Genomic DNA, 19,457 nt, shown 5'->3' on the forward strand with positions numbered 1-19,457 from the left:
GGGTGGCCGCCCCCCGGCCTCGTTCGTCAGTGCTCGCGGGTCAGGGTGAGCAGGCCACCGGTCGGCACGGTCACCGAGTTCACACCGGCGACGAGGTCGAGCACGGTCTCCGACAGGATCTCACCACGGCAGTCCTGGACGAGGGCGAGGGTCCGTTCCGGTCGGGTGGCGGTCAGGAGCACCACGGGGTCGCCGTCCGCGTTGGCGACGAGCAGGGTCTGCGGGCCGTCCGCGACGTGCCGGTCCGGGAGGGCGACGGGCAGTGGCGCGTAACGTGCGACCACGGTGGTGTGGTGGTCGCGGGCGCGGACCAGGGGGTAGCCGAGGTCCGGTCGCACGGGCTCCAGGACGCCGAGTTGGAGGACATCGGCGTACCGGCGGAAGACACCGAGCCAGAAGCGCAGGGTGGCGAGCTGATCGGGGCTCTGGGCCGCGAGGTCGACGGAGATCTGCGGCACCGAGAACAGAGCGTTGACGAGGTGGACGGCGACGGACTCGGGCGGCTCGGCGGAGTTCCACATGATCATGTCGGCGTGGACGGCGAGCGGGCCCGCGGTGAGCCGGCAGTCGACGGTGCGCTGGCGGTTCTCGGCGGGGCTGAGCGGGCAGTCGGTGGCGCGGACCATGGTGGCGTACGGCCACAGCCCGGGGCTGACGTACGGCTGGCGGTGCTCGACGATCACGTCCGGCCGGGTGCGGCGCAGGCGGGTGTCGAGGTCGGCGAGCAACTGGAGCACGCCCTCGTGGACGGCGGTGCGGTCGGCGCCGGCCGGGGCGGGCGGCGGGTCGGTGACGGCGAAGCGGTCGATGAAGTCGAGCTTCAGACCGTCCATGTCCCACTGCTCGACGGCGCGGGAGACCTTCTCGACCAGGTAGGCGCGGACCTCGGGGTGGCGGGGGTCGAGCACGGCCGCGTCCAGGTGGGGTTCCTCGCGCAGGATCATGCCCTGGAAGCGGTCCCAGGCGTCGTTGTGCCGGCCGATGAACGGCAATGCGTACCAGAGGAGGTAGGCGAGGCCGAGACGGTGGACCTCGGCGACGTGGGCCGAGGGGTCGGGGAAGGCCGCCGGGTTGGGCTCCCAGTCGCCGCAGTGGCCGTAGCCGCGGGCGCGGTCGGTGGTCTGCCAGCCGTCGTCGACGATGATGCTCTCGCAGCCGACGGCCGCGGCGAGTGCGGCCTGGCGTTCGACGGCAGCGGCGTCGACGTTCTGGTGGAGGCTGTACCAGGTGGAGTAGGCGGGCATCCGGGCGGCAGGGGCGGTGCCGGGGTGGTCCAGGCCCTCGGCCCACCAGGCGGTGACGGCCTGCAGGGTGGCGGCGAAGTGGCGGCCGCTGAGGTCGATCCGCAGCCGCAGCGGCGGACCGTCCGGGGTGAGGTCCTGCTCGACGGCGAAGGCGAACTCGCCGCTCTCCTCCACCACTCCGGCGCCGACGCGCACGGGTGCGGAGGTCTCGCCGGCGGCGGCGGTGCACAGAGCGCGGTCGTCGGCGCCGACCAGACTGGCGACGGGGGCGCCCAGCGCGAGCGAGACGGTCCGGGGGGCGATCCAGGACGGCGGCAGCCAGCGGGAGGCGTTGGTGTCCGGGGTCCAGTAGGCGGTGGCCCCCATGCAGGGGATCCGCCATTCGGCGCGGACGGTGGCCGCGGCCGACGCCGATACCTCGATCAGGGCCACGCCGTCGCCGACCGGGGTGACGGCGGTCTCCAGCCGGTCGCAGCCGAGCCCGGTGAGGTGGACGGTGAGCGGGGCGCCGGCACAGTGGAGCAGTCCGGTGGCGAGCTGCCGGTGGACCACGGTGCCGGGGGCCGTCACGGCCGGCGTGTTCGGGTGCCAGGCCGGGACGGGCTGCTGCGGGGTGGCGTCCTGCGGGGCGGAAACCGGCTCGGTGAGCGCCTGCGGGCTCTCGGCGGGCTCGTCGGCGGGGCGCGGGTCGGTGGTCACGATGGTCACTCCTTGGTGGCCCCGGCCAGGAGGCCGGAGATGAACTGGCGTTGCAGGACGAGGAAGAGGGCCATCACGGGGACGGCGGCGATGGCTGCGGCGAGCAGGACCTGCGCGTAGTTGGTGGTCGCAAGGCCCTGCAGGGTGGCGGTGGCCACGGGCAGCGTGTACATGTCGGGGCTGCGCAGCGCGATCAGCGGCCAGACGAACTGGTTCCAGCCGCCGAGGAAGACGAACAGTGCGAGCGCCGCGATGACCGGCCGGTTGACCGGGATGACGATCCGCCACAGCACCCGCAGTTCGCCGGCGCCGTCGACGCGGGCCGCGTCCAGGAGTTCGTCGGGCATGGAGCGCAGTGCCTGCCGCATCAGGAAGATGCCGAACGGGGTGACCAGGCCGGGGAGGATGACGGACTGGTAGGAGTCGATCAGGCCCAGCTTCATCATCATCTCGAAGATCGGGATGAGCATCACCGTGTCGGGGAGGACGAGGGTGCTGAGCAGCAGGACGAAGAACAGATTGCGACCGCGGAACTCGAACTTGGCGAAGGCGTAGCCCGCGAGGACCGAGACGACGACCGCGCCGATCGTCTGCACGCCCGCCACCAGCACGGTGTTGAACAGGACGCGGGTGAGCCCGATGGAATCCTGGAGCCCCTGGAGGTTCTCCATGAGGTGACCGCCGGGCAGCAGCTTCGGCGGCCAGGAGAACACGTCGCTGTTCTCCTGCGTGGCGGCCATGGCGAGCCAGTAGAACGGACCGACGCAGAGCCCGAAGGCGCCCGCGAGAAGGAGGGTGAGGAGGAGCCTGCGGCGCTTCACTTGCGCTCTCCCATCAGGCGGACCTGCAGGAAGCCGAGCACGGCCACGATCAGCGCGAGTGCGTAGGCGAGAGCCGAGGCGTAGCCGAAGTCGAAGTATTTGAAGCCGTTGTTGTAGAGGTACATGGTGACCGTCAAGGTGGCGTTGTCGGGGCCGCCGCCGGTGAGGACGTACGGCTCGTCGAAGAGCTGCAGGGTGCCGATGGTGGAGAGCACCACGGTGAGGAGCAGGATCGGGCGCAGCTGGGGAAGGGTGATCGAGACGAAGCGGCGGATCGGTCCCGCTCCGTCGACCTTCGCGGCCTCGTACAGCTCCTGGGGAATGCCCTGCAGGCCGGCGAGGTAGATCACCGCGTTGTAGCCGGTGTAGTGCCAGGTGATGACGAGGACGACGCCGACGCGGGCCCAGAAGGGGCTGCCGAGCCAGTTCACCCGGTCGATGCCGAACAGGGAGAGGACCCAGTTCAGCAGTCCGGCGTCGCGATTGAGGATCACGGAGAACATCACGCCCGCGGCGACCAGACCGGTCAGCGAGGGGACGAAGACGCCCAGCCGCCAGAGCGGGCGCAGCCAGACCTTGGTGGAGTTGAGGCCGAGGGCGATGAGCAGGGCGAGGCCGAGCATCAGCGGCACCTGGACGACCAGGATCAGCGCGGTGTTCTTCAACGCGGTCCAGAACAGCGGGTCGTTCAGCAGGCGCTGGTAGTTGTCGAGCCCGGTGAAGTGCCGACCGGCGCCGTTGCCGGTGGTGAGGCTGATCCAGAGCGAGGCGACGATGGGGTACGCCTTGAAGATCGCGAAGCCCAGCACGGCGGGCATGATCAGCAGGTACGGGACGGAGGTGCGGGTCAGCAGCCGGCGTCGGCCCGCGCGGGTGCGGCCGGGCCGGTCGGTGGTGCCGCGGCCGGCCGGGGTGGCGGCGGTGGCGGGAGCGTGTTCGGACGGGGCGAGGGACATGGTGGTCAGACCGCCTGCTGCCGACCGGTCTGCTGGGCAAGCTGCTCGGCGGCCTTCTTGAGGGCGTCGGCCGGGTCGGCGCCCTTGAGCAGCACCTGGCTCTGGGCGTCGCTGGCGAACTTGAGAGCGCGGGCGTAGTCGCCGGTGAAGTTGGTGGCCCGGGCGTCGGCGGAGAGCGATTCGACGAAGGGCTTCAGCACCTTCTGGCCGCCGTAGAAGGGGTGCGGCGCGCTGAACTTCGGGTCGTCGTACGCCGCCTGGAGGGCGGGGAAGACGCCGCCGGAGGTGAACATCCGGTTGATCCGGGTGGGATTGGTGAGCGCGTACTCGATGAACTGCCAGGCCGCCTTGCGGCGTGTACTGGAGCCGGAGACGGCCAGGTACGTGGAGTTGACGATGGCGTTGCGCTTGCCCCCGGGAACGGCGGCGGGCGGCTGCATGGAGCGCCACTTCCCCTTCTGCCCGGGGAACGTGGAGGCCAGATACTCCACGGCCCAGGCCGCCTCCGCGTAGGTGGCGAGCTTCCCCTGGCTGAGCAGGCGCTTCTCGGCGCCCTGGCCCGCGGTGTCGGCGATCAGGCCGGCGTCGTTGAGCCGCTTGATGATGGTGAGGGACTTGACGGCGGCCGGGGAGGCGAGCGTGATCTTCCCGTCCTGGTCGAAGTAGAAGACGTCCTGGAGTTGCATCAGGTTCTGGAAGAAGTCCATGTCCTGGGTGGCGCCGGTCTTGTCGAGCCCGAGCAACCGGACACCGGCGGCGTCGAGGATCTTCGAACCCGCGGCGATCATGTCGTCCCAGTCGCTGATGTCGGCGGGGTCGACACCGGCCTTCTCGAAGTGGTCGTGCCGATAGAAGAGACCGAGCGGGTTGACCTCCCACGGGAGGGCGTGCGCGGCCTTGTCCTTGCCCATGACGGTCGGCCACAGACCCTTGGCGAAGGCGTCCTTGTACTTGTCGGCGCCGAGCCTGGACAGGTCGGCGATGCCGTCGGGGAACTTGTCCAGGTAACCGGGCAGGTAGTCGACGCCGATGTGCAGGACGTCCGCGAGGCCCTTGCCGCCCGAGGCGAGCCCGACGGTGATCTTGTCCCAGATGGCCGGGTTGCCGACGTCCTGGACGTCGACCTTGATGCCGGGGTTGTCCCGCTCGAAGGAGGGGACGACGCTGCGCAGGCCCTCGGCCGCAGTGGTCCAGCTCCAGACGGTGATCCTGCCGTTGTCGCCGTCGCCTCCGGCGCTGCCCGATCCGTTGTCACCGCAGGCGGTGAGGCCGAGTCCGGCGACGGAGGCGGTGGCGAGCTGAAGCAGTCGGCGGCGGCTCAGTTGGTGGGACATATGGGCTCCTGGGAGTGGGGCGTGGAGTGGGACGAGGGGCGGGTGAAGGAGTGCAGCGCCTCGGCGAGCAGGTCCGCCGCGGCGCCCGGGGTGGAGGTGTGGGGAGACAGCCGGATCCACTCGTCGCGGCGGGTGGTGATCAGGCCGGCCGCCTCAAGGGCGCGGTGGACGGCGGCGGGGTCGTGGCCGGGCAGGCGGAAGGTGCCGATACCGGCGCGCTCGTGGGGGCCGAGTCCGTCCAGCAGGACATCGGCGCCGGCCTGCCGTGCGCGGTCGAGCAGGTCGGCGAGGGTGGCGCGGATACGAGTGCCGACGGCGGCAGGGCCGCCCTGGTCGAACAGGTCGTCGATGGCTGCGCCGATGGCCGCGGCGGCCGGGAAGTCCGGGTTGGTGGCGAGGTGGGCGGCGGCCCCGGGCAGCGGCGGCGCCGGATGCCGCGGCGCGAAGGGCTCCGCGACGCCGGCCCAGCCGCCGAGCCCGGGAGTCAGGCGCTCGGCGCACCGGTCGCGGATCAGCAGCAGTGCGGCTCCCCAGCCGGCCCGTAGCCACTTCTGGCCGCCGCTGACGAGGATGTCGGCGGCATCCGCTTCGAGTGCGACGGCACCCAGGCCCTGGATGGCGTCCACGATCAGCAGCCGGCCGGGCCCGAGGACCTCCTTGAGGGCGGCGAGCGGTGCCAGGTGGCCGGTGAGCGAGTCGACGGCGCTGACGGTGAGGGCGGTGACATCGGGAGTGAGATGGCGGCGCAGGAGGTCGGGTGTGATGTGCCGCTGCCCGGCCGGGTCGACGAGTCGGACGGCGGGGCCACCACGGCCGGCGAAGCGGAGCCAGGGGTAGAGGTTGGCGGGGAACTCGCCACGGGGCACCAGGACGGTGCCGGGGCCGTGGAGCGCGGCGGCCACGGTGAACAGGCCGTTGCTGGTGGACGGGGCGAGGGCGATTTCGTGCGGACGGGCGTCGAGCAGCCGGGCCGCCGAGGCCAGGGCGGCGCCGCTGAGGGCGAACAGACGGTCGAGGTCGGCGGGGTCGACGCGGGCGGCGAGCCCGGTCGCGTCGGCGAGCGCGGCGGCGACCGGGCGGGAGAGGGGGCCGACCCTGGCGTAGTCGAGGTAGCCCGGCATCGGACCGCGAGCAGGAGCCGCGGGGGTGGTTGCTTCGGGTGCCTGATGGATTTGATCGTTCAAAAAATTGCCCTAACGCAGCTTGCTGTACGTACTTCCTCGGGATTTGAAGGTTCAGATTAGGGAGATCAGGTCGACCCGGCAAGAGGTTCAGCGCAACTGCTTTCCGGTGAGCCGGCGACGGGCGGGGGCGGGCGGGCGGTTCACCGGCACGGGCTCCGCTTCAACTTCAACGAAAGCCGGGCGCCGCCGTCCTGCGGTACTTCCCCCGGAAGCCGCCGCCGTCGTCCCGGATCCTGCTGATGCCGGGGTGTCCGGCGAAGACCTGCTCGAAGAGCCGGGTGCCGGCCACGGAGTCCTGCACGCTCGCCGTGGCGGCCGGCACCGCGAGCAGGAGGCCGATGGTGTCGACGACGACGCTCCGCTTCCGCGGGGCACCCCCGGCTCCGCAGCGTCGAGAAGCGGGCCGAGTGGGAGAAGGGCGGGGCGGAACGACCGGAGTCCCGGGCGACGCACTCGTCGACCGGGGCCCAGCGGACGGGAGTTGATTTCCGGTCCCAGGACCTTAGTGAGGGCCGTCGTGAGCGCTCGGAAGATTCGCACCTCCGGGTTGCCGTCACCGGCCCGCACCGCGAGATGGGTGCTCTCCCACGAGAACGAGCTCCTTGCCCTCCTCGCCGCGATCGTTCTCGGCGCGGGCTACGGACTGGCCCTCACCTACGGCCTCACCCGGACCGCAACCCTCGCCCCGCCCCATCAAATCGCCGGCTGGACGGCCCGGTTCTGGACGGCGGCGTACCTCGGCATGTTCACCCCATACGTCCTCACACTCCTCGGTCACGTCACAACGACGCCGGTGCTGCCGGCGGCCGTCACGCTGCTCGCCCTCGCCCACGCCGGGTTCGGTCCGTACCGGGGCAGACGGCTGGCGCGACGCCGTACCCCGTGACACATTTTGCTGCTGGCGGATTCGGGGCCCGGTGTCGGCGTACACGAGAACGAACGTGCCCAGCAGCGCGCACGGCCAAGGGATCCCTTGACCTGAAGCATGATTGAGGTTCTAGCGTGTCGTCCGGCTGATCATCTGACGACGGGAAACACGCTCATGATCCTCGTGACCGGAGCCACCGGAAACATAGGCAGTGCCCTGCTGGGGGAACTGCACGCCCGCGGTGTCGGGCCGCTCAGAGGTCTCACCCGTAATGCCGCACGGGCCGTCTTCCCCGAGGGGGTCGAGGCCGTGGAGGGCGACCTCGCGGAGCCGGCGTCGTTGAAGTCCGCGCTGGACGGGGTGCGCTCGCTGTTTCTTGTGTCGCGTCTGGGCTCGGACGCCGACATTCTCGGACATGCCCGCCAGGCGGGTGTGAAGCACGTCGTACTGGTTTCGTCGATTACCGTCCAGACCCACCCCCGCCTCGGCCCTGCCGGCGAGAACCTGGCGGTGGAGCAACTGCTCAGGGCGAGCGGCATGGCCTGGACGATCCTGCGGCCGACGCAGTTCGCCTCGAACGCCCTGATGTGGGCGGCTTCCATCCGTGGCCACGAGACCGTTCGCGCACCGCATGCGGACATCGCACTGCCAACCATCCACCCTGCGGACATCGCGTCGGTGGCACGGGTGGCGCTGACCGAGGCCGGTCACCAGGGGCACACATATGCCTTGACCGGTCCGGAGCCGGTGACTGCCCGGCAGCAGGTCGAGGCCATCGCGGCAGCACTGGGCAGGGAGGTTCCCTTCGCCGAGATCAGCCGCCGGGAGGCCCGCACACGGATGGCCGCGGTCTTCGGGGTGGAGGCCGCGGACGCGGTGCTCGATGTCTCGGGTGGAGACGTGAACGACGAGTTGCGGATGGTGCGCGACACGGTTTCACAGGTCATAGGAGCGCCGGCCCGCCCGTTTCAGCAGTGGGCTTCAGAGAACGCCAACGCCTTCCGTTGAATCGCCTGAACCTCAACCTCAACCTCAACCTGAACCTGAACCTGAGCCTGAGTACGTTTGATCCGTACTCAGAAGCTGTATCCGTACCGATCATCGAGCATGAGGATCGAACGGATTGCCGCTCGGCGATCCGTTCGGCACGGATGCAGCTTTCGGGAAATCATCACGCATTTGCGGGCATCGCCGGCCACAGCAAAGGTGCCCGGCCTTTCACGTCCGGCTGCTCGGGGGGCCACAGGGCCCCCGGGGCGCGCCCCAAGGCCTGTGCCGCGTCCCACGAAGTCGACCTGCACCGGTTCGACCCCGGCGAGGTCGTCCATGATGACCACGCGGCGCCGCACTTCCGGGAGGGATGTCGCTGCCAGGGGATCCCATGTCGCGTTGCTCATTCCCGCAGGGTTTCCACCGCCTACGACAAGGCCGAAACCAACTGCCTCGCCGCCCGCCACGTCGCCGCCATCGTCATCCGGTCAGCAGGGTGATCCAGAAGAAACGCCCTGGGCCGTGTCTGATCATTGATCTTGCGGTGGGTCGTGTTGAGTTGACGGATGCGGCATGGGAACGGATATCGCCCTTTTGGCGGGTGCTGATGGACGTGGACGGCCGTGGCGGGATCACCGGCGGGTGATCAATGGGGTGTTGTGGCGGTTGAGCCTTTTCGAGGCGGGCGTGTGTGCGCAGGCCGGTACGGGGCGGCCCCGGCCTGCGCACGCGCGTCAGGCCACCGTTCCGGCGACTCCGGTGCGGCCGTCGGGGACGCCGACGATCGTGACAATGACCTGCTTGCGCACGGCCTCGCCGAGTACGACGGCCATCGCGTCGGTGGTGGTGGCGACCAGGCGGGCGGGAGCGTCAGGGACCTCGGGGAGGTGGTACGCCGCCTCGCGCATGCTGAGGGTGACGAGAGGTGCATCGTTGTCGGTCGGGTTGCCGCCGATGCCCCGACGGTGCTGTGGGACGCCGATCAGATCCACCCCCACAAGGCGGCGGAACTCCTTGCCGTAGACGGTACCGACCGCGTCGGTCAGGGCGCTGATCAGCTTCGGTTCTACCGTCCCGTCGAGGGCTTCTTCGCGGATGTGCACGCTGAAGTGCGGCATGGTGGCAACTCCGTTCAGGCCGTTACGTACGATGAGAGGGGGTTCTCTTTGCAGGCAAAGCAAAACACCTTTGATGGCAAAGGTAAATGGAGAGGGGTGTGCGATGTCAAGGCATGGAGCGCACGATGCCGTAGAAGGCGGCGAGAACGAGGTCGATGACGCCGTCCGGGCACTGTTGCTGCTCATGCCCCGGATGGTCGGCAGAGTCAAGAAGATCCCTGTGCCCGAGGCGCTGCAGTCCTTCGCGCTGGCGCCACGTCACCTCTCCCTGCTCTCCTACCTGCTCTTCGACGGGCCGATGACCGTGAACGAACTGGCGGCCCGGCTGCAGGTCGCGCCGACGACGGTGAGCCTGCTGGTCGGCGACCTGAGCCGGAAGGGAATCCTGGAACGGCGTGAGGACGAGGCGGACCGACGCCGTCGGATCATCGGCATCGCGGCCGACCAGCAACCCGCGATCACTGCCTGGCTTGCCCCGGGTGCGGCTGCCTGGCGCAAGGCGTTGGCCCCGCTGACACCGGATCAGCGAGAGTTGTTCGTCGACACACTGCTCGCGTACGAAGCCGCGGTCGACGGTGCGGATCAAGGCTGAGCCGAGCCCACGGTCATCGCCGCTCACGGGCAGCGAACATCCGACGCACCACACAGGACACCGTCCAAGCAGCCATCGGCTGAGCCAACGAGGGACAACCGCACAATGAATCAACTCACAGCCGAGGCCCGGAGTGCGCCTTTGCTAGAACTGAACGATGTTGCGCGGACGTACGGCGACCGCGTCGTGCTCGACGGCGTGAGTCTTCGCCTGAACCGGGGGGAATGCGTCTCACTGGTCGGGGAGAACGGATCCGGGAAGAGCACGCTGCTGCGCATCGCCGCAGGACGCGACACTCCCACTGAGGGGTCCGTGTTGTTCGACGGGCACCCCATCGATGAGGACTCTTCCGAGGTTCGCAGGCGCGTGGCGTCCGCCATGGATATAGGTGCCTTCTACCCAGACCTGACTGTACGCGAGCACCTGCAGCTGGTAGCGCTCTCTCACGGCATGGGGGACGCTGCTGAGGCCGCGGTGGAGCGGGTGCTCACGGCACACCGCCTCGAAGCCCAGGCGAGCCAGGTGCCGTCCGCGCTTTCCTCCGGGCAGACCCAGGCACTGCTGCTGGCGGCCGCCTTCGTCAGGCCGCACGACCTGCTCATCCTGGACGAGCCGGAACAGCGTCTCGACTCCAGTGCCCGGCGGCAGTTGGCGGAGTTGATCGCCGCCCACCGCGACAGTGGTACGGCGGTCCTGATGGCCACCCATCACCAGGTACTGAACGACGCGGCCGACCACATCGTGGAGCTCGGATCCGGAACCATGGCCGAGGTGGACCGCGAGTCGGGCCGATGAGCCGGCCGAGCAGGGCGGCGCCACCGCGACCCAACACCGCCCCCGCCGCGATGGCCGAGGACTCGGCGTCCGAGGCGCTGCGGTTCCTGCACAAGGCCCGCTCGTCCTCGCGTGAGGAGCAGCGCCGGAGCTTCTGGTTCGTTCTCTACACGATCGTCCTGGTCGGTGGCTTCTGGGGTGTGCCGGCCCTGATCGTCTGGTCACGAACGGTGCAGGCGGACGGTTCCGCGGCCCGGATGTCGGATCTCGCCTCCGAGGTGTCGCTGTTCCTCGTGCCCACGGTCCTGTTTCTCGTGCTGCTTCTTTCGGCCCGTGGGGCGATGTGGCGGGGACCGGTGGTCCTGGACGGGCCCACCGTCCATCTGCTGCTGCCCTCAAGGGTCGGCCGCCGCGCCCTGCTGCTGCCCAGACTGCGGGCCTCCGCCGTCCTGTGGTCCGTAATCGGCGCGGCCGTCGGCGCCCTCGCCGGCTTCTTGCTGCAGGACATCTCGGCCCGCCCGTGGACCCTGCTGGCTGCCGCGGGAGCGGTATCGGGCGTCTGTGCGGCTCTCGTGTCGTGCGCGGCAGGCACACTGGTGGAACGGTATGCCGTAGCCCTGGCACGACGAGCCGGCGCCCTCTTCGCAGCCGGCTGGGCCGTGGCTGTGGCTGCGGCCGTCGTCACCGTCCTGTCCTGGCGCGGGTGGGAGATCCGCTGGCTCGCGCAGGTGCTGCTCTGGTCCGGCCCGTGGGGATGGTCCGCTCAACCCCTGCTGTGGGCGTTGGGAGTTGTGGGTCCGCAAGCGGCCGTCGGATCGGTGCTGTCCTTGTGTGCCGCGGTACTCGGTCTGCTGCTGAGTGTGCGGGAGCTTCCCAGGATTCCGCAGTCCGCACTGCGACTCCGGGCGACCGTTGCCGCGCGGGTGGGAGCCTCGGTACTCATGCTCGACCTGCGGCAGGCCAGATCGGGAGTGCCTGCCTTGCGGGCGCGGCGTTCTGTACCGCTGATGAGACTGCCCATACCCCGGCACGCGAGTCTGCTGGTCCCTTGGCGCGATCTCAGCTGCCTGCTGCGCCATCCCTCCCGGCTCGGCTGGGCGCTTGTGTGGCTTGTGCTCGCGCTCGGCGGAGCGTCCAGCGCCTCCTCCCTCGTGGCCACGTCGCAGCTGCTGGCTGTTCTCGGTTCCCTTTTGGCGCTCTACTTGGCAGCCGCTCAGCTGACTGAGCCGGCGCGGCTGGAGAGCGATGATGTCCGCCGCTCGACCAACCTGGGGTGGAGCTTTCGCGCGCTGGCACTTCTGCACGCCGTCGTTCCGCTGGCAGTGTTGCTGGTTGGCGTTGCCGCGGGAGCGGCCGTGTGCGTCTTGGCCGGAGCTCCGGTCGGCTTGATGGCGTCTCTGACCGCGTGCGTGCCCGGGCTCGTCACGGCCGCGTTGGTGAGCTCGTACCGCGGGGTCATGCCGATACATCTGCTCATGGGGGCGGACACGCCGATGGGCAACACCGGCCCGTGGCAGGCTGTCCTCTGGTACGGACGCGGTCCGCTCGTGGCGATCTGCTTGCTGCTGCCGGTCTGTCTCACGGTGGCACGTGGGCAGTCCTGGAGCTTCCCGCAGCTGCTGTGGCAGGCATTGGTGGCCGCTGCCGGCGCGTGGTGGGCACGGCGTACGGCGCATCGGCTGAAGACCGAGTAGCGCCATATCGGGCGTCGATCCCCATGCCGGTTCTGACGCGTCGATCGCCTGGCCGGGTTCGCCTGCGCCGTGCACACCATCCGTACGAGCGGGGTGAAGCCCCGGCCGGCGGGACGGCGGTCGGCGGCGCCGACTGTCCCACGCCCAGTGGCGGGGGACGAGGAGGGCATCGGGACGGGGCCGAGACGCGCGGATCCCCGGACCGGCCGGCCCAGCGGAGCGGGCATCCGGCCCAGCGGGGAGGCACCGCCCGACGGCATGGCCGAGCAGTTCTGCGACCGGGCCGGCGGGCAGGGCCACCGGGCGGTCCCGGTGGCCACCACCAGCTGGGCCGGCGTGTCCCCAACCGTCGCCTCCGACCAGATCGGCGGAGGCGGAAATGCGCCTCCTTCGACGCGGCACGTACCGATAGAGGTTGAGCGAAGTGGTGGCTACTTACGGTTTGCCTGCTTGGCTGGAGCTTCCGCGGCGTCGAGCGCATCTTCCGGGCGGTGGCTCTTCCCGAGCAAGGTGCCTATGAGGACAGCGCCGAGCGCGAGGAGCGCGGCAGCGACGGTGAGCGCGAGTGAGAAGCCTTCCGTCGCGGCGTGCAGGGGGGCGTCCTGTGCCGCCAGGGCGTCGCTGCGGCGCGAAGCCAGAGCGACCAGCACCGCCACCCCCACGGCGCCGCCGACCTGTTGAACGGAGCTCAGGACGGCCGAGCCGAGTCCGGCGTTCTCCTCGGTGGTGCGGGTGAGCGCGGCGACGGTCAGGGCGGGCAGACTCAGTCCGCATCCGAGGCTCGTGACGAGCATGCCGGGCAGCACTCCGGAGGCGTAGCCGTCGCGCGGTGCCACGCCGGACAGCAGCAGCAGTCCGGCCGCGCTGATCAGGAAGGACATGACGAGGGCCGGGCGCATGCCGAGCCTGACCACCGCTCGGGAGGAAAGCCACATGCCCGCGAGGATGCCGGCACCGTACGGCAGGTAGGCGAGGCCGGCCGTGAGCGGGCGGTAGCCCAGCACGGTCTGCAGGTGCACCATCAGCAGGAAGGCCATCGCGTACATGGCGGCGGAGAACAGCAGGGTCGTCCCATTGGCCACGGCGCGGATGCGGAAGGCCAGGAACGACAACGGCACCAGCGGCTCGGCGGTCCGTGCCTCGGCCGCGACGAAGGCGACGGCCAGGAACACGGAAAGAACCAGGGGCCCGACAGCCGCCGTGTCGCCCCAGCCCGACTCCCCGGCCCGGAGCAGTCCGTAGACCAGGGACACCAGGGCACCGGTGCCGAGTACCGCACCGGGTACATCGAGGCGCACCGCGCGCCCGGCCCGGCTCTCGGGAACCAGGCGCGGGAGCAGCACAACGGCCGCCAGGGCCACCGGCAGGTTGATCAGGAAGATCCAGCGCCAGGACGCAAGGCCGGTCAGCGCGCCGGAGATGACCAGGCCCATCGTGCCGCCCAGACCCGCGATGCCACCCCAGATGCCGAACGCCCTGGCGCGCTCCTCGGTACCGGGGAACAGCAGCGTGATCAGTGCCAGCGCGGCCGGGCCGGCCATGGCCGCGCCCGCGCCCTGGACGAACCGTCCGGCCACGAGCTGCCAGGGCTCCTGCGCGAGCCCGCAGACCAGGCTCGCCGCACCGAACAGCGCCACACCGGTCAGGAAGACGCGCCTGCGGCCCAGCAGGTCTGCCATGCGGCCGAACAGGAGCAACAGCCCGCCGAAGGCGAGAAAGTAGGCGTTGACGACCCAGGCCAGGCCTGCGGTGCTGAAGCCGAGATCCTCCCGCATGCTGGGGAGCGCCACGCTCACCACGTTGTCGTCCAGGACGAGCATGAACTGTACGAAGCACAGCACCACCAGGGCCGGTCCGCGGCGCCCAAGGGCATTGGCAGCGGCTGTGGTTGGTACCGATGTCATACCGGGCGTCCTGTCCTTGTGAGCAGCCCCTGCGAACGGTGGTAGCGCCCGTGGCGCGGTGGGTGATTGATCGGCATGCGAATGACGCTATGCACCGGCTGCGCCGACCGCGATGCGCTACCAGGCCACGCCGTATCGCATTGAGGCCATAGGCTGGTGGCCATGACCAAGGCCGTCGTGGGAGCCGTCCCGCCCGGAGTGGGCGCGATCGTCGTCGGGAACTTCCCGTTGGCGTACGGCCAGTGGTTCATCCCGCACAGCCACCCACAGCACCAGTTGGTCTGGGCTCGGCGCGGTGTGCTCGGCGTCGCCGTCGACGGCGCCTACTGGGTCCTGCCACCCACACGGGCGCTGTGGTTGCCCGCGGGGGTGGTCCACCGGACCGGCGCGACCCGCGAGGCGGTGCTGTGCAGCCTCTACTTCGAACCAGACAGATGCGACCTGGACTGGGCGGACCCCACGCCGGTCGGCGTCGACGGGCTGCTGGCCCACCTCATCGCCCACCTCAGCCGCGAGGACCTCCATGATGACCCTCGGCTGAGGGTTGAGGCAGTCGTCCTGGATCTGCTGCGGCCCTTGCCGGCCACCCCCATCGATGTCCCGCACCCCACCGACGACCGCGTGCGCGCCGTGGCCGACGCACTGCTCGCCAACCCTGCGGACTCACGGAGCCTTGAGGCGCACGCACGGGCCATCGGGGTGAGCCGACGCACCCTGACCCGGCTGTTCGCCCATGACACCGGCATGCACTTCGACCGCTGGCGTACCCAGGTGCGGTTGCGTGCCGCGCTTCCCCTGCTCGCCGAGGGCCAGCCCGTCTCCCGGGTCGCACACACCGTGGGATACGCGACACCGAGTGCCTTCCTCGCGGCGTTCCGGCGAACCGTCGGCACTTCCCCGGGACGCTACCTCAATGGCGACGCTTCGTTCGAGGCGTCTGCTACGAGCGCCGCCGATGAATGACCACTGCGGGGCTCGGCCCCTGGGGAACGGGGGAGCCCGGCGCCCCGCCACGACCGCCTGCGGACGCAGACCCGAGCAGCCGAGCCGAGGCCGTCAGCGCTCCCGGCTGCCCGGCTCCCGGCCGGCGAACAGCGTCCGTCAGCCGGTCGCGAGGGCGGCCGATGCGTCGATGAGGGCGAGTTGGCCCGGGCTGGCTCTCCGGGTCCGGGCCTGTTCCACGAAACGGCCCAGCTCCGCGCGGACGGTGGCCGAGTCGATGCGCTTGATCACGGGCAGCGCGGCCTCGACGATCTGACAGGCGTCGTCGAGGCGGCCGACACCGGCCAGTGCTGTCGCCCGCCGAACCGCCAAGCGGGCCCGGGAGTTGCTGTCCGCCGGGACGGTCGGCCGACGCCGGCGCTCGGTGGCGAAAAGGTCGGCGGCCACCTCGAAGCGACGGAGGCTGAGCATGCAGGACGCCTCGATGAGCCGAGGGCTGCCGTTCTCGGTGCGCGGGCCCCAGTGAGGGCTCCGGTCGCCGATGGCCTCGGCGGCGTGGCTTCTGAACCGCTCCAGTGCCTCCCGGCAGGCCCCCGCATCGCCACGGCGCGCATGCCCCTGGGCCGCGCGGCGCGCGGCGTGCGCACGGATCACCGGGTTGGCCGCCGGGTGCCCGGCCGCCTGGTCGGCGAATCCGATCGCCGCACAGGTGTCACCGCGGTGCTGGGCGATGAACGCCTTGCGGACCAGGGCATACGCGGCCACCGTTTCGTCCCCGCCGTGTGCGCCCCAGCGGACAGCGAGATTCGTCCAGCGCAGCGCCTCCGCGGGATTTCCCGCCTCTTGTGCCATCCACCCCGTGTATTCGGCGAACCTTGAGGCCAGCAGCCAGATCTCGGCACGCTGCTCGCCAACGGCCTGCGGGCCGGCGTCCGTCAGGATCCGCGTGATCGACTTCATCGAAGCGGTCACGAACCTCGGTCCGGTGGATCTGCCGATGTCCTTCAGCTCCCACAGGACCCGCTCGTATCCGGCGACCACGGGGCCGGCCTCGACGACGCTCTCGGCCCGGGCACCGCGGCGGCCGGCCCCGGCCAGCTCGACGAGTTCCCCGCCGGTGCCGAAGGCCGCGTCGCATGCCGCCGCCACAGCGGGCGTCGGGTTGCGCAGCCCGCTCTCCAGATTGCAGATCTGCCCTTCGGACACGTTCGCACGCCGGGCGAACTCGCGCACGCTCCACCCCCGACGTGCCCGGAGTGTGGCCAGGACGACGCCGAAGTCGCCCGGCGGCAGACGCGTGCTGGTCGATCTCCCTGCCGGGACCGTCCCTGCCGCGCTGTCCGCCGGATCCATACCCGCCAGCGTACGGAGCCTTGCGGCCGCTATTCAATCCCCGGCGAATAGCCACCGGGCGAGTACGGCGCCCCTAGGGTGAGCACGATCCCTGACGTCAAGGCTTGCCAGAGAGGGGGCAATTGTGCCGCGCATCTTTCTCAGCTTTCGCAAACCGGACTCCCGGTGGATGCGAAATCGCGTCTACCGCGCGCTGTCCGACCGCTTGGGTGCCGACGAGATCTTCAAGTCGGGCCGGTCGATACCGCCCGGGGCCGATTTCGCCGAGATCCTGCGGAGGCAGGCCGCCGAGTGCGAGCTCATGTGCGTACTGATCGGGCCAGGGTGGCTCGACGCGCGGAGCGAGGACGGGGTGCGGCTCCTGGACCGGGCTCACGACTGGGTCCGCCTGGAGATCGCGACAGCGCTGCGGGCGGGAAACCGCGTCGTCCCGGTCCTGCTGGGGGACGCGACGATGCTGCCCGACGCCTCGGCGCTGCCGGCCGAGATCGCGGAGCTGGCGCGCCTGCAGTTCCTCCGCGTTCCGGAGACCCATCTGCCGGACGGGCTGGAGCACTTGGGCGACGCGGTGACCGCTCTCCTGTCCGATACCGATACCGACCCCGCTGTCGAACCCGGGCACGGCACGGAGCCGGCCGCCGATCCGGAACCATCGATCACCATGACGGCCCATGTGTCCGGCGGCGGCAGCGCCTACCAGGCGGCCCGTGATCAGACGATCAGGCTGGCGTGAGGGGCTGACGATGGATCATCCCGGAGCAGACGGTGCTCGTCGGATCGGGCCGTATGCGCTGCTCGGAAGAGAGAGCACCCTCGGCGGGAGCGAGGTCTTCGCGGCCCGCTCGGACGAGGGGCTCCTCGTCACGGTCACGGTCGTGGGGCCCGGACTCGCCGCGGACCCTGGGTTCCGGGACCGGTTCCGAGCCGCCGTCGAGGCGGCACGGACGCTGTCCGGGGCCTTCCTCGTACCGGTGGTGGATGCCGACACCGACGCGCCGGTTCCCTGGCTGGCGACCCGGTTCACCGCCGGACTGCCGCTCCGGCAGGCGGTGGACCGGCACGGCCCGCTGTCCGAACCGGCTCTGCGGGTGCTCGCCGACGGCCTCGCCCGGGCGCTGGCCACACTCCACGCGGCGGGTACGGTCCACGGCGAGGTGAACCCGGACTCGGTGCTGCTGACCATGGACGGGCCCTGCATCACCGCACTGGGGATGGTGGGAGCCACCGGAAGTCCGGCACCCTCACCGACGGACGACATGTTCGACCTCGGGTCGACCGTGCTGTTCGCGGCTTCCGGAGGCGAGCCGGACACGGACGCACTCCCGGTGTCGCTGCGTGACGTGATCGGCGGCTGCCTTTACCCGGAACCGCCGGACCGTCCCACCGCGGAGCAACTCATCGCCTACCTGAGGCATCAGAACCTGCCTGCCCTGATGGGCTGTTGGCTGCCGCCTGCGGTGACCGCCGACATGGCCGCCGCGACCGCGGCGGTGGGATCGGTGTCCGCCGGGGGCGGCGACCGGGGCCCGTTTCCACCGCAGCCGGAGATCGCTGCCGGCCCGGGTGTCAGCCGCCGGAAGCTGATCATCGCGCTGGCCGGGGGCGTGGCCGTACTCGGCGGGACCGCGGCGGCACTCGCCTTCTCCGGCGACTCGTCACCTGGACCCGAGGGCCGGGCCGGCGGGCCCGGGCCCACCGCGCGGCCGGCCTCCCCGACAGGCGGGCGATCCACGTCCGCCCCCTCCGCGTCGCCGTCCTCGACGGACGGACCGGAACCGGTCGTTCTGGCCGGACCCGACGCCGTCAAGGCATGGTCGAAAGCCGGAAAGCACGCCCCCACCTGCCTGGAAGCGTCCGACAAGGTGGTCATGGTGGTCACGGACACGGCCACGTCCTTCCTGGACGCCGCGACCGGAAAATCCGTGTTCCACCCAATGAACACGACCAACGAGTTCCGCATGAGCAGCTACAAGTACCCGACGGCGTACGCGGACGGAGTGTTCTACCTGCTCTGCGACACACCGAATCAGCCAGGCGTGCTGGCGGCGTTCGACGCCGCCAGCGGGAAGGCGAAGTGGGCGGCCAACCTTGCCGCCTCCGATCCCGGCGGCGCCAAGCTTGTGTCGATGTACCCGAGCAACTATGTGGCGGTCGCGGGGAACACGGTCTATGTATGCGGACAAGTGCGCAAGTTGGACGGGAAGTTCTCGGCCGACTCTCCGACCACCGGCTACATCCGTGCGTTCAACGCCGCGACCGGCAAGAAACTGTGGCAGGTCAAGGGCACGGACATCAACAACGTGCTCGTGCCGCCCTCCGGTTCTCACCTGCTGGCCACCTCGGCCGTTCCGGGCAAGAAACCCGGCCGCGTCCAGATGATCGACGCCGGCAGGAAAGGTGCCCGCGGCTGGAAGGTATCCGTCCCGCACGCCTCGTACTACTTCACCACGGGCTGGCCGCTGACCTGCTACGCCGCCGGGCTGTTCCTGTTCGCCGGCGGCAACGGCAACACGCTGTTCGCCGTCGACGCGGCCACGGGCAGCGAGAAGTGGCATCAGCGCTTCGACGCGAAGAACGGGGACCAGGTCCAGATCGGCACCCCGTTCTCCAGCCTGGACGGCGCGACCGTCTACGTACCGGTCGGCAGCGACCTGGCCGCCCTGGCCACGGCCGACGGCACGCTCCGGTGGGTCGCGGTGCTCGACGGCGCCAGCGAGACGGGCAGTTCCAACCTGTTCAACGCCTCCCTCAGGCTGGGCGGCAAGAGCGCGCAGTGTTCGGCCGACACCGTCTTCGCCACCGACAGCGCCAAGACGCTGTGGGCCATCGACGCGGCCACCGGCAGGGCCCGGTGGAAATACAAGGACCCCGGGCAGCCGGACGTGGGGTTCATGTGGACGGTGGGCGGCGACCAGGTGTTCATCGCCTCCCACCTGACCATGACCGCCATCGCGGCCCACGGGCGGTAAGGGACAAGGAGAAGA

18 protein-coding genes and 1 pseudogene are annotated in these 19,457 nt (G+C 70.4%); 10 read left to right on the forward strand and 9 right to left on the reverse strand.

Going from position 1 to position 19,457, the window contains the following annotated elements:
- Positions 1–26: 26 nt before the first annotated feature.
- From ACFVH0_RS16385 to ACFVH0_RS16410, 6 genes are all read right to left on the reverse strand, one after another.
- Positions 27–1,943: a glycoside hydrolase family 36 protein gene (locus tag ACFVH0_RS16385; RefSeq protein WP_385820663.1), complete on the reverse strand. Its 1,917-nt coding sequence runs from the start codon at positions 1,941–1,943 to the stop codon at positions 27–29.
- A gap of 5 nt (positions 1,944–1,948) precedes the next feature.
- Positions 1,949–2,764, reverse strand: a complete 816-nt coding sequence (locus ACFVH0_RS16390; protein ID WP_385820665.1) for a carbohydrate ABC transporter permease — start codon at positions 2,762–2,764, stop codon at positions 1,949–1,951.
- Positions 2,761–3,720: a carbohydrate ABC transporter permease gene (locus ACFVH0_RS16395; protein ID WP_385820667.1), complete on the reverse strand. Its 960-nt coding sequence runs from the start codon at positions 3,718–3,720 to the stop codon at positions 2,761–2,763. The genes ACFVH0_RS16390 and ACFVH0_RS16395 overlap by 4 nt, the downstream gene beginning before the upstream one ends.
- Before the next feature lie 5 nt (positions 3,721–3,725).
- Positions 3,726–5,054 carry an extracellular solute-binding protein gene (locus ACFVH0_RS16400; RefSeq protein WP_385820669.1) on the reverse strand — a complete coding sequence of 443 codons (1,329 nt, stop codon included), beginning with the start codon at positions 5,052–5,054 and terminating at the stop codon, positions 3,726–3,728.
- On the reverse strand, positions 5,039–6,175 hold the full coding sequence (locus tag ACFVH0_RS16405) for an aminotransferase class V-fold PLP-dependent enzyme (RefSeq protein ID WP_385820671.1): 1,137 nt from the start codon (positions 6,173–6,175) through the stop codon (positions 5,039–5,041). Before ACFVH0_RS16405 ends, ACFVH0_RS16400 begins: the two co-directional genes overlap by 16 nt.
- A 229-nt stretch (positions 6,176–6,404) precedes the next feature.
- Complete coding sequence (locus ACFVH0_RS16410) at positions 6,405–6,560, reverse strand: hypothetical protein (protein ID WP_385820673.1); 156 nt, start codon at positions 6,558–6,560, stop codon at positions 6,405–6,407.
- A 195-nt stretch (positions 6,561–6,755) separates the two neighbouring features.
- On the opposite strand from ACFVH0_RS16410, the gene ACFVH0_RS16415 reads away from it, so the two are divergent.
- The 4 genes and pseudogenes from ACFVH0_RS16415 to ACFVH0_RS16430 all read left to right on the forward strand — a co-directional run.
- Entirely contained in the window at positions 6,756–7,124 is a 369-nt protein-coding gene (locus tag ACFVH0_RS16415) for a hypothetical protein (RefSeq protein WP_385820675.1), read from the forward strand.
- A gap of 156 nt (positions 7,125–7,280) precedes the next feature.
- Positions 7,281–8,114 (forward strand): NAD(P)H-binding protein, encoded by an 834-nt coding sequence (locus tag ACFVH0_RS16420; protein WP_385820677.1) that lies wholly within the window; start codon positions 7,281–7,283, stop codon positions 8,112–8,114.
- Complete coding sequence (locus tag ACFVH0_RS16425) at positions 8,111–8,596, forward strand: hypothetical protein (protein ID WP_385820679.1); 486 nt, start codon at positions 8,111–8,113, stop codon at positions 8,594–8,596. Before ACFVH0_RS16420 ends, ACFVH0_RS16425 begins: the two co-directional genes overlap by 4 nt.
- A 44-nt stretch (positions 8,597–8,640) precedes the next feature.
- Positions 8,641–8,765, forward strand: a pseudogene (locus ACFVH0_RS16430) (transposase); the annotation flags it as partial.
- Positions 8,766–8,830: 65 nt separating this feature from the next.
- On the opposite strand, the gene ACFVH0_RS16435 reads toward ACFVH0_RS16430, so the two are convergent.
- Positions 8,831–9,214 carry a hypothetical protein gene (locus ACFVH0_RS16435; protein WP_385820681.1) on the reverse strand — a complete coding sequence of 128 codons (384 nt, stop codon included), beginning with the start codon at positions 9,212–9,214 and terminating at the stop codon, positions 8,831–8,833.
- Positions 9,215–9,317: 103 nt separating this feature from the next.
- Between ACFVH0_RS16435 and ACFVH0_RS16440 the strand changes: the two genes are divergently transcribed.
- The 3 genes from ACFVH0_RS16440 (at position 9,318) to ACFVH0_RS16450 (ending at position 12,274) form a co-directional block, all read left to right on the forward strand.
- The gene (locus ACFVH0_RS16440) at positions 9,318–9,806 is read left to right on the forward strand and encodes a MarR family transcriptional regulator (protein ID WP_385820683.1); all 489 of its coding nucleotides are present in this window, start codon (positions 9,318–9,320) and stop codon (positions 9,804–9,806) included.
- Positions 9,807–9,911: 105 nt separating this feature from the next.
- On the forward strand, positions 9,912–10,601 hold the full coding sequence (locus ACFVH0_RS16445) for an ATP-binding cassette domain-containing protein (RefSeq protein WP_385820685.1): 690 nt from the start codon (positions 9,912–9,914) through the stop codon (positions 10,599–10,601).
- Entirely contained in the window at positions 10,598–12,274 is a 1,677-nt protein-coding gene (locus ACFVH0_RS16450) for a hypothetical protein (RefSeq protein ID WP_385820687.1), read from the forward strand. The genes ACFVH0_RS16445 and ACFVH0_RS16450 overlap by 4 nt, the downstream gene beginning before the upstream one ends.
- Positions 12,275–12,705: 431 nt before the next feature.
- On the opposite strand, the gene ACFVH0_RS16455 is transcribed toward ACFVH0_RS16450, so the two are convergent.
- Positions 12,706–14,178, reverse strand: a complete 1,473-nt coding sequence (locus ACFVH0_RS16455; protein WP_385820689.1) for an MFS transporter — start codon at positions 14,176–14,178, stop codon at positions 12,706–12,708.
- 162 nt (positions 14,179–14,340) lie between these two features.
- Here ACFVH0_RS16455 and ACFVH0_RS16460 point away from each other — a divergent pair, with 162 nt between their 5' ends.
- Complete coding sequence (locus ACFVH0_RS16460) at positions 14,341–15,141, forward strand: AraC family transcriptional regulator (RefSeq protein WP_385820691.1); 801 nt, start codon at positions 14,341–14,343, stop codon at positions 15,139–15,141.
- A 138-nt stretch (positions 15,142–15,279) separates the two neighbouring features.
- Here the strand turns inward: ACFVH0_RS16460 and ACFVH0_RS16465 are convergent, their stop codons facing one another.
- A complete protein-coding gene (locus ACFVH0_RS16465) occupies positions 15,280–16,473 on the reverse strand; it encodes a helix-turn-helix domain-containing protein (protein WP_385820693.1) in 1,194 nt (397 codons plus the stop codon).
- A 124-nt stretch (positions 16,474–16,597) separates the two neighbouring features.
- Between ACFVH0_RS16465 and ACFVH0_RS16470 the strand changes: the two genes are divergently transcribed.
- Entirely contained in the window at positions 16,598–17,206 is a 609-nt protein-coding gene (locus ACFVH0_RS16470; RefSeq protein ID WP_189273816.1) for a toll/interleukin-1 receptor domain-containing protein, read from the forward strand.
- A 10-nt stretch (positions 17,207–17,216) separates the two neighbouring features.
- A complete protein-coding gene (locus ACFVH0_RS16475; RefSeq protein ID WP_385820695.1) occupies positions 17,217–19,442 on the forward strand; it encodes a PQQ-binding-like beta-propeller repeat protein in 2,226 nt (741 codons plus the stop codon).
- The last annotated feature ends 15 nt before the right edge of the window (positions 19,443–19,457 follow it).

The sequence above is a fragment of the Streptomyces sp. NPDC127117 genome (genome assembly GCF_042677325.1).
Lineage (GTDB): Bacteria > Actinomycetota > Actinomycetes > Streptomycetales > Streptomycetaceae > Streptomyces.

Bases quoted from the DNA above. Each gene is read 5' to 3' on its own strand.
- ACFVH0_RS16475 (WP_385820695.1), top strand. From the start codon at position 17,217: ATGGATCATCCCGGAGCAGACGGTGCTCGTCGGATCGGGCCGTATGCG.
- ACFVH0_RS16455 (WP_385820689.1), bottom strand. From the start codon at position 14,178: ATGACATCGGTACCAACCACAGCCGCTGCCAATGCCCTTGGGCGCCGC.
- ACFVH0_RS16445 (WP_385820685.1), top strand. From the start codon at position 9,912: ATGAATCAACTCACAGCCGAGGCCCGGAGTGCGCCTTTGCTAGAACTG.
- ACFVH0_RS16420 (WP_385820677.1), top strand. From the start codon at position 7,281: ATGATCCTCGTGACCGGAGCCACCGGAAACATAGGCAGTGCCCTGCTG.
- ACFVH0_RS16395 (WP_385820667.1), bottom strand. From the start codon at position 3,720: ATGTCCCTCGCCCCGTCCGAACACGCTCCCGCCACCGCCGCCACCCCG.
- ACFVH0_RS16465 (WP_385820693.1), bottom strand. From the start codon at position 16,473: ATGGATCCGGCGGACAGCGCGGCAGGGACGGTCCCGGCAGGGAGATCG.
- ACFVH0_RS16405 (WP_385820671.1), bottom strand. From the start codon at position 6,175: ATGCCGGGCTACCTCGACTACGCCAGGGTCGGCCCCCTCTCCCGCCCG.
- ACFVH0_RS16450 (WP_385820687.1), top strand. From the start codon at position 10,598: ATGAGCCGGCCGAGCAGGGCGGCGCCACCGCGACCCAACACCGCCCCC.
- ACFVH0_RS16435 (WP_385820681.1), bottom strand. From the start codon at position 9,214: ATGCCGCACTTCAGCGTGCACATCCGCGAAGAAGCCCTCGACGGGACG.
- ACFVH0_RS16400 (WP_385820669.1), bottom strand. From the start codon at position 5,054: ATGTCCCACCAACTGAGCCGCCGCCGACTGCTTCAGCTCGCCACCGCC.
- ACFVH0_RS16460 (WP_385820691.1), top strand. From the start codon at position 14,341: ATGACCAAGGCCGTCGTGGGAGCCGTCCCGCCCGGAGTGGGCGCGATC.
- ACFVH0_RS16440 (WP_385820683.1), top strand. From the start codon at position 9,318: ATGTCAAGGCATGGAGCGCACGATGCCGTAGAAGGCGGCGAGAACGAG.